The organism is Pseudomonas sp. Z4-7 (assembly GCF_051131965.1).
Classification (GTDB): Bacteria; Pseudomonadota; Gammaproteobacteria; order Pseudomonadales; family Pseudomonadaceae; genus Aquipseudomonas.
Window position 1 is genome coordinate 2,915,861 of record NZ_CP071642.1, and the last position, 13,280, is coordinate 2,929,140.

5 protein-coding genes are annotated in these 13,280 nt (G+C 63.3%); 4 read left to right on the forward strand and 1 reads right to left on the reverse strand.

All coding sequences use genetic code 11. The features are described from left to right. Positions 1–223 precede the first annotated feature (223 nt). The 4 genes from gabP to J3P91_RS13310 all read left to right on the forward strand — a co-directional run bounded on the left by gabP (position 224) and on the right by J3P91_RS13310 (position 6,339). Positions 224–1,624 carry a GABA permease gene (gabP, locus tag J3P91_RS13295; RefSeq protein WP_434604756.1) on the forward strand — a complete coding sequence of 467 codons (1,401 nt, stop codon included), beginning with the start codon at positions 224–226 and terminating at the stop codon, positions 1,622–1,624. Between the two features lie 278 nt (positions 1,625–1,902). Further along, complete coding sequence (locus J3P91_RS13300) at positions 1,903–3,624, forward strand: type I secretion system permease/ATPase (RefSeq protein ID WP_434604758.1); 1,722 nt, start codon at positions 1,903–1,905, stop codon at positions 3,622–3,624. Continuing rightward, positions 3,617–4,987, forward strand: a complete 1,371-nt coding sequence (locus J3P91_RS13305) for an HlyD family type I secretion periplasmic adaptor subunit (RefSeq protein ID WP_434568614.1) — start codon at positions 3,617–3,619, stop codon at positions 4,985–4,987. The genes J3P91_RS13300 and J3P91_RS13305 overlap by 8 nt, the downstream gene beginning before the upstream one ends. Positions 4,988–4,989: 2 nt before the next feature. Next, positions 4,990–6,339: a TolC family outer membrane protein gene (locus J3P91_RS13310; RefSeq protein ID WP_434568613.1), complete on the forward strand. Its 1,350-nt coding sequence runs from the start codon at positions 4,990–4,992 to the stop codon at positions 6,337–6,339. A 973-nt stretch (positions 6,340–7,312) separates the two neighbouring features. On the opposite strand, the gene J3P91_RS13315 is transcribed toward J3P91_RS13310, so the two are convergent. Next, positions 7,313–12,925: a putative Ig domain-containing protein gene (locus J3P91_RS13315; protein WP_434604760.1), complete on the reverse strand. Its 5,613-nt coding sequence runs from the start codon at positions 12,923–12,925 to the stop codon at positions 7,313–7,315. Between the last annotated feature and the right edge of the window lie 355 nt (positions 12,926–13,280).

The window sequence follows — 13,280 nt, forward strand, 5'->3', positions numbered from 1 at the left end:
GAGCCTTACGCAGGACCGGGTTTGGCGAGATCAGGCAAAAAGGCGGCGCTCACAGGTAACTAACTCGGGAGTGTAGGCGGGTAACGTGGCTCAACTTTACTGCAGAGCCCAATTCGCGAGGGACGGATCAGACATCCAGGGTGTGCCGCTTTGAGGAGGAGCGAAACCAGCAGCACCGACGGTCCCTCGACACGCCTCAATGTCGACAAGAGAATAAAAAACCATGACCAGCCCGAGCTTCAAGGATTCGAACGGCCACTTGGCGCAGGGCTTCAAGCCTCGTCACGTCACCATGCTTTCAATCGCCGGGATCATCGGCGCCGGCCTGTTTGTCGGCTCAGGCCATGCGATCGCCGCTGCCGGTCCGGCCGTCATGTTGGCCTATCTTTTTTCCGGTCTGCTGGTGGTGCTCGTCATGCGCATGCTTGGCGAAATGGCGGTAGCCCGGCCAGACACCGGCTCGTTCTCCACCTACGCCGACCAGGCGATCGGACGCTGGGCAGGCTTCACCATCGGTTGGCTGTACTGGTGGTTCTGGGTGCTGGTGATTCCCATCGAGGCGCTCGCCGCGGGTCATGTACTCAACCAGTGGTTTCCCTCCGTTGATGCCTGGCTGTTTGCCTCGGTGTCGATCATTGCCCTGGCCGTGACCAATCTGTTCAGCGTCTCCAAATACGGCGAGTTCGAGTTCTGGTTCGCCATGGCCAAGGTGATCGCGATCATCGGTTTCATCTCCCTGGGATTCGCCGTGCTGATGGGCTGGATTCCCGAGCGCGAAGCCAGCGGCTTGAGTCGCTTGATGGAGGAGCATGGCGGGTTCGCGCCCAATGGCTTTTCCGCCGTGGTCGGGGCATTCATCACCATCATGTTCAGTTTCATTGGCACGGAGGCGGTAACGATTGCCGCCGCCGAATCCAGCAACCCGGCACAGAACATCGCCAAGGCCACGCGCTCGGTGATCTGGCGCATCGGCGTGTTTTATCTGCTGTCGATCTTCGTGGTGATTTCCGTGGTGCCCTGGGACGATCCGCTCCTGGCCTCGGTGGGCTCCTACCAGCGGGCACTGGAGTTGATGAACATTCCCCACGCCAAATTCATGGTGGACGTGGTGGTATTGATTGCCGTGGCCAGTTGCATGAACTCCTCGATCTACATTGCTTCACGCATGCTCTATTCCCTCGGCCGGCGTGGTGATGCGCCGAGGGTGGTGGAAGTGACTTCGTCCGCTGGCGTGCCCCGGGCAGCGGTGATAGCCAGTACGGTACTGGGCTTGGGCATCACCTTGTTCAGCTACTTCATGCCGGCCGGGTTGTTCCAGTTCCTGCTCGCCAGCTCCGGCGCCATCGCCTTGCTGGTGTACCTGGCGATCGCCGTGTCCCAGTTGCGTATGCGCCGCAAGCTGCTTCGCCAAGGCGTCGAGCTGGGCTTTCGCATGTGGCTGTTTCCCTGGCTCACCTGGGCGGTGATCGTGTTCATCTGCGCGGCCCTGGCGGTGATGATGGTGACTCCCGAGCACCGCAGCGAAGTGAGCACCACCCTAGGCCTGGCCTTGGTCATTTCCTTTGTCGGCCTGGTGACTTCGCGGCAATCGCCGCAGCCTGAAGAGGCGGTTTCCCTCGGCTAGCGTCCCTAGACTCTCGGCCTAAGACATTCCCGTGGCGAGGGAGCTTGCTCCCGCTGGGCTGCGCAGCAGCCCCTTCCTTTACTGATCCCTAAAAACCCAAACTCCCTCCAGCAACTAACCCTTGCTTACGTTGTCAGTACTTGGCGCCCGTAGCGCCGACGTTCGCCACCGATGGCGACAATGTCAGCTACATGGCGCTTTTTTTCTGACGCCTCAAGGCAAATAGCTCGCAATGGATTGCGCCGGGACCGTTTATTCCTTTTGCGGGTTGATTCTCTATGGGTTTTTTTCTTGATCCTCGGCATGACATCGACGCCGCTTTGTTGAGTTATCGCCGGGTATTCTGGTCCCTGGCCCTCTTCAGCGGCGTGATCAATCTGCTGGTGCTGGTGCCATCGCTGTACATGATGCAGGTCTACGATCGGGTCCTCACCAGTCGCAACGAAACCACGCTGTTCATGCTCACCTTGATCGCTCTCGGGCTGTTCATGTTCAGCGCGTTGATCGAGTGGGTGCGTGGCGAAGTGATGATCCGCATGAGCGCCGGGCTGGACGATGCCTTGGGCGAGCGGATTTTCGATGCAGCGTTCGCCCGCAGCCTGCGCGAGCACAACGCCAACCCGGCGCAGGTGCTGAGTGACCTGGCCACCTTGCGCCAACTGATTACCGGCCAGGGGCTGATCGCCTTGCTCGATGCACCGTGGTTGCCGATTTTCCTGCTGGTGGCGTTCATCATCCACCCCTGGTTCGGCGTGCTGACCCTGATCCTTGCAGCGTTGCTGGTCGGCCTGGCACTGTGGGGCGAGCTGGCGACCCGCACGCGCCTGGGGGAGGCCAATCGGCTGGGCGTGCAATCGTCCATCTACGTCAACAGCACCCTGCAGAATGCCGAGGTCATCCAGGCCCTGGGCATGCTCGGGCCGCTGCGCCAGCGCTGGAGCCTGCTGCAGCAACGGATCATCGCGGCGCAGGCGCATGCCAGTGATCGCGGTGCGCGTATCACCTCGGCGACCCGTTTCGTGCGGATTTCCGGCCAGTCCCTGGCCTTGGGGCTGGGGGCGCTGCTGGTACTCGAAGGGCAATTGTCGGCGGGCATGATGATTGCCATGTCGTTGTTGCTGGGGCGTGCCCTGGCGCCGGTGGAAATCGCCATTGGTTCGTGGAAGCAATTCAACGCCGGTCGCCAGAGTTACCAGCGTCTGAGCCAGTTGCTCGCGCAACATCCTCGCGATCGCCTGCGCATGCCGTTGCCACCGCCAACGGGCGCGGTGCGCCTGGAGCAACTCTACGTGGGGCCACCCGGCGCGACGCAGCCGCTCCTGCGCGGCATCAATTTCAGCCTGGACAAGGGCGAGGTACTGGCGGTGGTCGGGCCCAGCGCCAGCGGCAAATCGACCCTGGCTCGGGCATTGGTTGGCGTGTGGCCGGCCATGGGTGGCTCGGTGCGGCTGGACGATGCCGAGATCAGCCAGTGGTCCCACGACGCCTTGGGCCCGTACCTCGGTTATCTGCCCCAGGACATCGAACTGTTCGATGGCAGTGTCGCCGACAATATCGCCCGTTTCGGCGAGCAGGACGCCGACAAGATCATCGCCGCCAGCCGTCACGCGGGCATTCACGAAATGATCCTGCGGTTCCCCAAGGGCTACGACACGCCGCTGGGTCCCGGCGGGCTTGGCCTGTCCGGCGGACAGAAGCAACGCCTGGGCCTGGCCCGTGCGCTTTATGGCAGCCCTTCGCTGATCGTCCTCGACGAGCCCAACTCGAACCTCGACGAAGCCGGCGAACTCGCGCTGGTGCAGGCCATCGGCGTGCTCAAGGCCGCCGGCAGCACGGTGGTGTTGATCACCCACCGGCCCAACGTTCTGGCGGTTGTGGATCACATTCTGGTGCTGAAGGACGGCACCCAGCAGGCGTTTGGCCCGCGCGACCGGGTGCTCAAGGCGCTGATGCCAGGCCCGAGGCCGACGGCCGTGCGGGAGGCGGGTAAAGATGCGTGATTTGAAACCGGCGACTCCGGCCCACGGCGACCACGGCTTGAGCGTGCTCAGCAGCAACACGCTACCCAGCGCCAGTACCGATGCCGGCGGCGCGGCGCGCTACGGCGTGGTCTTTCTGGCCCTGACCTTGGGCGGTTTCCTGCTTTGGGCGTGCCTGGCGCCGCTCGACCAGGGTGTGGTCGGCAGCGGCACCGTGGTGGTGGCGGGCGAGCGCAAGGCGGTGCAATCGCTGGTGGGCGGGGTCGTGGAAAAGCTGCTGGTCAGCGACGGCGACCGCGTCAGCCAGGGCCAGTTGTTGGTGCAGCTCAACACCGTGCAGGCCCAAGCGCAGTTGGACGTGACCCTGGGCAAGCTGCTCAATGACCGCAGCATCGAGGCGCGCTTGATGGCCGAGCGCCTCGGCGCCGAGGAAATCCAGTGGCCGGCGCAATTGCTGGAGCGCGCCGAGGAGCCGCGCGTCAAGGCGGCCATGGCGCTGCAGAAGCAACTGTTCCTGACACGCCGTGCCGAACTGGGCAGCCGCCTGCAGATCATCGAGCATGAAGTCGGCGCCTTGCAGCAACAGTTGCAGGGCTATGAAGGGGTCAAGCGCAACTACGACGCGCAGATGCGATTTCAGCAGCAAGAGCTTGAAGGTTTGCGCGAATTGGCCCGGGAAGGCTACGTGCCGCGCAACAAACTCTTCGAGGCCGAGCGCAACGCGGCGCAACTGGCCGGGCAGATCGCTTCCGGCATTGGCGATGTCGGCCGCACGCGCCAGGCAATCAACGAAAGCCGGCTCAAGGCCTTGCAGGCGCAGCAGGAATTCCGGCGCGATGCCGAAACCCAACTCAGCGAGGTTTCGGCCGAGGCCGCCGGTTATGCCGATCAGATCCGCGCCTTGCAGTTTGAGGTGGATAACGGGGCGATCCGCGCGCCGGTGGCGGGGCAGGTCATGGACGTGTCGATCCATACGGTCGGCGGGGTCGCCCAGGCTGGGCAGACGCTGATGCAGGTGGTGCCGCTGGATGCGCCGATGGCCATCACCGCGCGTTTTGATCCGCTGATGGCCAACAAGCTCAGCCCGGGGCTGCCGGTGCACGTGCATTTTACTGCGTTGCAACGGGTGGACACGCCGACGGTGACCGGCACGATCACCACCGTGTCGGCGGACCAGTTGATCGACCAGCAGACCCACCAGCCGTACTTCTCCGCCAAGGTCGAGATTCCCGCCGACACCGTCGTTTCGCTGCAGGGCGCCGGGCTGCTGGTGCGCCCCGGCATGCTTGCCGATGTCACCGTGGTGACCGGCGAGCGGACCTTGATGAACTACCTGATGAAACCTTTGCGCGAACGCTTGCTGGCGGCCTTCAAAGAGGAATGAGCATGACCGACCGTTGCCGTTATGGCGTCCGTGTGCTGTTGAGCCTGTGCACCAGTTGGGCGGTGATCGGCCCCGTCTGGGCGGCGGAGGGCGGGCTGAGCCTGATCGCCGCCTACGATGCCTCGCGCCTCAACGACCCGACCTTGCAGGCAGCGACCCACGCCTACGATGCGTCGCGGCAGGAGGAGGCGATCGGCCGTGGCGGTCTTTATCCGCAAGTGTCGCTGTCGTCGCGTTATGGCTATGGCGGGCGTACCGATGGCGGCGACGACAGCAGTTACGTCAACAGCAACGATTACCAGGCGAACAGTGTGACCCTGGCGGCGCAGCAGGCGCTGTATGACAAGGGGCGTTGGGCGGCTTATCAGGAAGGCAAGGCGCGGGGGGCGCTGGGTAGCCAGCAATTCGACGTGGCCGGCCAGACCCTGTTTGATCGGGTCGCCAAGGGCTATTTCGACGTGGCCCGGGCGGAGAACGAACTCAAGCTGATCGCCCAGCAGAAAACCGCTATCAGTGGCTTGGTCCTCCAGAGCAAAAAGCTCTATGAGGGCGGCCAGGGGGCGATCACCGATATCGACGAGGCCCAGGCCCGGCTCGATCTGGTCGAGGCTCAGGAAACCGAAGCCCAGGCCCGCCGCGTGGCTGCGCTGCGAGCACTGTCGGGGCGGGCCAGCGTGCCGATCGACGACATCCAGGCGATGCGCGAAGAACTCCCCGCCGGCAGCCCGATCCCGCCGGAGCAGGATCTGCCGTATTGGACAACCATTGCCCGTGAGGCCAGTCCGGAGCTGGCGGCGCGGTTGGCGGCGGTGAAAGTCGCCGAGGCCCAGGCCGACAGCCAGCGCGCCGGGCATTATCCGACGTTGTCGCTCACCACTCAGTTGACCCGTCGGGAAACCCGCCAGTACCAGGAGCTTGACCCGCGCCAGGACACTTACTACGTCGGGGTGCAGCTGGATATCCCGTTGTATCGCGGCGGCGCGGTGCGTGCATCGGTGGCCAAGGCCGAGGCCCAGCTGGCCGGGGCCCAGTCCGATTACGATGTGCAGCGTCAGGAACTGGCCGAGGCTATCGAAACCGACTACCTGGGCGTGGTGGCGGGCTTCGCCAAGAGCAAGGCGATGCTACGGGCGGTGGAATCCAACCAGCGGGCGCTGACGTCGACCGAGAAGGGTTTCCAGGGCGGCGTGCGCTCGACGGTCGACATCCTCGATGCTCAGCAACGCCTGTTCCAGGCACGCCGCGACCTGCTCGATACCAAGCTGGACATGCTCGAAAGTTATGTAAGCCTGCACACCCACACCGGCCAGATGAACCGCGCGGTGCTGGAACAGGTGCAAAGCCTGTTCTAAGGAACCGGCCGAGCCGCATCGCTTCTGTGGCGAGGGAGCTTGCTCCCGCTGGGCTGCGCAGCAGCCCCCAAAGCCAATCACCGCGCGGTGTCAGGCTGGACCCCATCAACCTTTTTGGGGCTGCTGCGCACCCCAGCGGGAGCAAGCTCCCTCGCCACGGATGTATTGGCAAGCGCCGTGTGGGAGCGAGCCTGCTCGCGATGACGGCAGTACATTCAATGTCGTTCAGCCTGGCACACCGCTTTCGCGAGCAGGCTCGCTCCCACAAGGGGCACTGCCCTGGGGCCCGATGCTTCCTGCCCACACGGTTTGCTTCATCAGTGCTGTTGTGGCGAGGGAGCTTGCTCCCGCTGGGCTGCGCAGCGCCCCCAAAGCCAATCACCGCGCTGTGTCAGGCTGGACCCCATCAACCTTTTTGGGGCTGCTGCGCACCCCAGCGGGAGCAAGCTCCCTCGCCACGGAAGCACCGTGTGGGAGCGAGCCTGCTCGCGATGACGGCAGTACATTCAATGTCGTTCAGCCTGGCACACCGCTTTCGCGAGCAGGCTCGCTCCCACAAGGGGCACTGCCCTGGGGCCCAATGCCTCCTGCCCACAAGGATTTGCTTCATCAGTGCTGTTGTGGCGAGGGAGCTTGCTCCCGCTGGGGTGCGAAGCGCCCCCAAAGCCAATCACCGCGCTGTGTCAGGCTGGACCCCATCAACCTTTTTGGGGCTGCTGCGCACCCCAGCGGGAGCAAGCTCCCTCGCCACGGATGTATTGGCATGCACCGTGTGGGAGCGAGCCTGCTCGCGATGACGGCAGTACATTCAATGTCGTTCAGCCTGGCACACCGCTTTCGCGAGCAGGCTCGCTCCCACAAGGGGCACTGCCCTGGGGCCCAATGCCTCCTGCCCACAAGGATTTGCTTCATCAGTGCTGTTGTGGCGAGGGAGCTTGCTCCCGCTGGGCTGCGCAGCAGCCCCCTCGTTCGCTCAGGCGGTGAAGTCGCTGGCGTGCAGCTCCTTGACGCCCACCAGTTCGAACTCGAACTCGGCGGTGGCGTCGGCATTGACGCTGCCGTAGAGGATGCCATCGACAAAACGCAGCTGGCCGGTGGCGTTGGTGGCGTCGAAGGCGTTGCTGCCGATGAAGGTAAAGGCATCGATGCTGGCGGTCAGCGGGTTGGCGTCCAGGCCGGTGAAGTCCAGTTTATCCAGCTCAGCCGTCTTGAAGCCGTTGATCACATCCCGCGCGGCGCCGACGCCCATGTCCGACAGCGCAGTAAACGCGTAGGTATCCGCGCCAGTACCGCCGGTGAGGTTATCAGTGCCGGCGCCGCCGATCAGCCGGTCATCGCCCGAGCCGCCCACCAGTGTGTCATTGCCGGCACCGCCGTTGAGGATGTTCCCGGCGCTGTTGCCCGACAGCGTATCAGCGTAGGCACTGCCGGTCAGGTTCTCGATGAACTTCAGCGTGTCGAGCCCGGAACCCACGGTGTTCTGTTGCGCGGACGTCGACAGGTTCACGGTCACCCCGGCCAGGGCCCGGTCGTAGGAGACAGTGTCGTTACCATCGCGTCCGTCCAGGATGTTGTCGCCCGTACCTGCGAACAGCGTGTTGTTCAGCGCATTGCCGATCCCGTTGGCGGCCCCGGCGCTGTCGATGTACAGATTCTCCACGTTGTTGCCCAGCGTGTAGGTAGCGAGGCTGCTGTGGACGCCGTCGATGCCGCCGGACACCGGGTTGCTGCTGGTCTCGATCACGGTATCGCTGGCGTTGTCGACGTAGTAGGTGTCGTTGCCGTCGCCGCCGCTCATGCTGTCCGCTCCCACCGCGCCATCGAGCACGTTGTTGGCGGCGTTACCGGTGATGAAGTTGCGCCGTTCGTTACCGGTGCCGTCGATGTCCGACACGCCGGTCAGCACCAGGTTTTCCAGGTTGGCGCCCAGGGTCCAACTGACCGAGGCCTGTACCGTATCGATCTGCGAAGTCGAGGTGTTGGTTTCCACCACGCTGTCGAACGCGTTGTCGACGACGTAGATGTCGTTACCATCGCCGCCGGTCAACGAGTCGGCACCCAGGTCACCGTCCAGTATGTCGTTGCCGGAACTGCCTACCAGGGTGTCGGCCTGGTCGGTGCCGGAAATCTTCCCGCCCTCATTCTGCGCGCCGTCGAAAATATCCTGCACGCTGTTGTTGTCGTTGGGGTTGCCCTGAAAGCCAAGGTCATTGGCGATGTAGTCCGCCAGGCGCTGGCCGACGATTTCCGCCGACTCCTCGTGCAGGTGCCAGACATCGTCGGGATACACCAACGGATCGACTTCATAACGCAAGGGCAGGTCGTTGTAGTCCACCGCCAGTTTCACATCGGCGCGCTCGGCGGCGATGGCTTCCTGGACGGCGCGGACGTAGCCCACACCCTCGACGATGGAAGCAATCTTTTCCTCCGAGTAACCACGGGCGCGCGCGGCGTCCTGCTCGTAGTGACCGGTTTCCATCAGGTACACGTTGAAATTGCCGAGTTGGGCGTGCAGGTAATCGAAGACTTTCAGCGTCGACGCCTTGTAGGCCGCCGCAGCCGCTGCCTTGTCGGTGGAGCGGGCGATTTCCTGGGCGGCTTCCTCGCCCTGGCCCCAGATGATCCCCATGGTCACGTTGTCGATGGCCTTGAGTTCCGTGAGCTGGTCGCGCAACAACGTCACGGCGCGCAGCAATGCCGGCCCGGGTTGGTTGGTGTCGGTCAGCCACCAGCACAACTTCAGCTCCTCGGCGCCGAGGGTCGACAAGCCGTTGACCGTGCTGCCACCCACTGCGATGTCAATGCCGTTGCCGTCGGCGTCGCTGAACTGGCTGCGCACGTCATAGGTGGTGTACTTGTTCAGGTCATTGACCAGCATCGAGGTGCCGGACTGATCGTCATCCTCGCTCATGCGCAGCAGGCGTGCGTTGGATTGGCCGAGCGTGGGCAGGTAGAGGATGTCTTGCTGGGCGCGTTCGCCGAAGACGAAATCATTGGCGGTCAGGGTGTTGAGGTAGTTGCCGTTCAGGGCGATCTCGAAACGGTTGCCATCGGCATCAGCCTGGCTGGACTTGACATAGGTCTTGTCGCCTGCCGCATTCAACGTCATGTAGAGCGTGCCGTTGCTACCGTCGCCGAGGCCGAGGAAACCCAGCCCGGAGACGTCGATCTTGTCGACGCCGACGGTGAAGTCATAAATCGTGTCCGTGGCCGTGACGCCACCGGTGTCGTAGTCCCGGTAGCTGTCGGACAGGTTGCTGTAGCGGAACGTGTCAGCGCCGTCGCCGCCATACAGCGAGTCCCTTCCGGCGCCACCGTCGATGATGTCGGCACCGGTCCCAGCCTTGATGGTGTCGTTGCCACCCAGGCCGAGGATCAGGTCGGCGCCTGCCGTACCGTTGAGGCTTTCGGCATTGGCCGTGCCGGTGATGGTGTTGGCGGGCGCATCGGCGACCACCAGGGCAAAGCTGTCGCTGACCGATGCGCCGGACGGATCGGTGGCCTTGACCAGCACGTCGTAGTTGCCGGATGCAGTGCTGGTGGGCGTGCCGCTGAAGGTCAGCGTGCTGGCGTTGAAGCTCAGCCACGAGGGCAGGGCGCTGCCATTGGCCAGGGTCGCGGTGTAGGTCAGTACGTCCTGGTTGGCGTCGCTGAAGCTGTTGTTCGCCACCGTGTAGCTGAACGGCGTGCTTTCGCTGGCGTTCTGGTCGAGCAGCGGAGTGACCACCACCGGCGCCACGTTGGTCGGGGTGTTCTGGTCGGCAAAGACAAAGTGATTGGCGGTCAGGCTGCTGACGAAATTTCCCGCCAAGGAGATTTCAAAGCGGTTGCCGTTGGCATCGACCGTGAGGTCCTTCAGGTACGTGCGGTTGGTTGACGAGCTGTAACTGACTTGCAGCGTCCCGTTGAGCCCGTTGCCCAGGCCGGTGTAGCCCAGCGCCGCGACATCGATCTTGTCGGCGGCCACGTCGAAATCGAGGATCTGGTCACTGGCGCTGGTGGAACCGGTGCGGTAGCTGTCGAGCTTGGAGGTGTAGCGAAACACATCGGCGCCCGTGCCGCCGGTGAGTTTGTCCACACCCGTGCCGCCCACCAGGATGTCGTTGCCCGCTGCGCCATTGAGGGTGTCGTTGCCCGCGCCGCCGAAAATCTGTTCGTTGGCGACGGTGCCGGTCAGCGTGTCGTTGTTTGGCGTGCCGTTGATTACCACCGAGCCGGGCACGTCCTGCACCGCCAGGGTAAAGCTGTCACTGACGGTCGCGTTGCTGCCGTCGGTCGCGGTGACGCGGATCGAGTAAGTGCCCGATGCCGTGTCGGGTGGCGTGCCGCTGAAGGTGCGCGTGGCGGCGTCGAACGTCAGCCAGCTGGGCAGGGCGCTGCCATCGGCCAGCTTGGCGGTGTAGCTGAGGCTGTCATTGTCCGGATCGGTGAAACTGGTGGCCGGCACCACGTAGCTGAAGGGCGTCTTTTCACTGGCGTTCTGGTCCAGCAATGGCGTGGCCAGCACCGGTGCCTGGTTGGTCGGCGATGTTGTCGCGAAGACGAAGTTGGCGCTGGTCAGGGTGTTGAGGTAATTGCCGTCCAGTGCCACTTCGAAGCGGTTGCCGTTGGCATCGGCCTCCAGGGATTTGATGTAGGTCTTGGTGCCGGCGCTGTTGAGCACAAGGTAGACGGTATTGTTCTTGCCGTCGCCCAGGCCGCTGAAGCCCATGGCGGAAAGGTCGATCTTGTCGGCAGCGATGTTGAAGTCGGTGATCAAATCGCCCAGGTTGGCGCCACCGGTGTTGTAGTTGCGGTAGCTGTCCAGCCGGTTGGCGAACACGAAGGTGTCCGCCCCGGCGCCGCCCGTGAGGGTGTCCATGCCGGCGCCACCGTCGAGCTTGTCGTCGCCCGCGCCACCGCTGAGGCTGTCGTTGCCGGCCAGGCCGAGCAAGGTATCGGCGGCGTCGCTGCCCAACAATGAGTCGCTGCCGGTGGTGCCTGTGATGACCCGATTGAAGATGAAGTTGCTCGCGGTCAGGGTGCTCGCCAGGTTGCCCGAGAGAATCAGTTCGAAGCGATTGCCGCTGGCATCGGCGTCGTAGTCCTTGATATAGGTGCGGTCGCTGCTGGCGTTGTAGCTGACTTGCAGGGTGCCGCCGCGACCGTTACCCAGGCCGGTGAAGCCGAGGCCGGCAAGATCGATCTTGTCCTGGGTCACGTCGAAATCGGTGATGGTGTCGTCGAAGCTTGCCGTTGCATTGCGATAGCTGTCGGACTGGCTGGTGAAGCGGAACGTATCGGCGCCCGTGCCACCGGTGAGTTTGTCGACGCCCGCGCCGCCCACCAGGATATCGCTCCCGGCCGCGCCATTGATGGTGTCGTTGCCGGCCGCGCCGTAGAAAATTTCGCTGGCGGCGGTGCCCGTGAGGACGTCGTTGCCCGCCGTGCCTTGCACGGTGGTCATCGGCACGGTGGCGCTGACATAGCTGCCATCGCCATAGACCAGCGTGGCGCCCTTGCTGGTGTGGCTGATGGTGTTGGCGATGATCGCGTTGCGATCGGTGCCGTCTTCGTTGCGCTCGGCGACGCCGTAGGTAGACAGGTTGCTGCCACTGATGACGTTGCCCTGGATCAGGTTGTCGCTGCCGTTGAAGTACTTGCCGGACACACCGAGGGTGTCGTCGTAGGACTGGATGATGATTTCCGGCACCGCGCCGCCCAACGAGTTGTTGTTGAGGGTGTTGTCGATGACCTCGACATGGTTGCTGCCGTAGATGCGGATCCCGGCGCTGGCGTTGTCATGGATATCGACGCCTGTAACGGTCACGTCGCTGGACAGCTTGACCAGCACGCCTTCGGCGCCGTTGCCGTAGACCTCGCCACCGGTGATGGTGATGTTGCTGGGAGAGGGAATATCTTCGCTGCCGCGCTGCACCACGATGCCGTTGCCGCCGTTGTTGTAGGCGACGTTGTTGGTCAGGGTGAAATCGTGGGTGCTGGTGACGACGTTGAAACCGTGGCGGTCGTTGTCGTAGGCAATATTGTTTTCGAAGGTGCTGTCGCTGAGGAAGTCGGCGACGAAGCCATCCAGGCCGTTGCCGTGGGACACGCTGTTCTTGATGACCATGTTGACGGTCTGCTCATGCGGGTCGAAGCCGTACCCGGAGCAGTCCTTGATCTCGACGCTGTCGAGGGTGACGTTGGAGTCGTAGCCTTCCTCGCCGGGAATATAACCGTTGAACCAGCCATCCACCTTGCCGGTGGTGGCGTCGCGGTTACCGTCGATGGTGAGGTTGCTGACGCCGAAGTCGTGGGTTTCCTCGCCATAGGCCGAGCGGATGATGCCGGTGATCTTGGTGTCCGATCCGTCGGCCAGCTTGACCGTGGTGTCGCCCATGCCGTCGCCGTACAGGTAGACGTTGCTTTTGAGCATCAGGCAGCCATCGGAGGGTTCCTCGCCTCCCGAAACGATGTAGGTGCCGGTGGGCATGTACACCTGGCCACCGCCTGCGGCCGCTGCCGCATCGATCGCGCTTTGAATGGCCGCCGTGTCGTCGGTGACGCCATCTCCTTTGGCGCCAAAATCTTGTACGTTGAAAATCATGGACTTATCTCCGTATCAGGCTAAAAACCTAAGTGACTGCCAATATTCCATCGGCGACCACCGTGTTATGACCCAGCGGAGCGAAAAAGTTGTGACCGCATATCGGTGAAGTGTCAAAAAACTGATAAACGGTTGTGTGTATTGTCGATGTGTAACGTTTCATTGACGCTTTTTGGAGCGAACGATGATCCCTGTGGGAGCGAGCCTGCTCGCGAAAAGCGGTATTCCATACCCTTCGATGCAAGCTGACAGACCGCTTTCGCGAGCAGGCTCGCTCCCACAGGCAGATGAGGCGCTAGCTGCGCCATGTGAAGAGTGCTTTCGTGGCGAGGGAGCTTGCTCCCGCTCGGTGGCG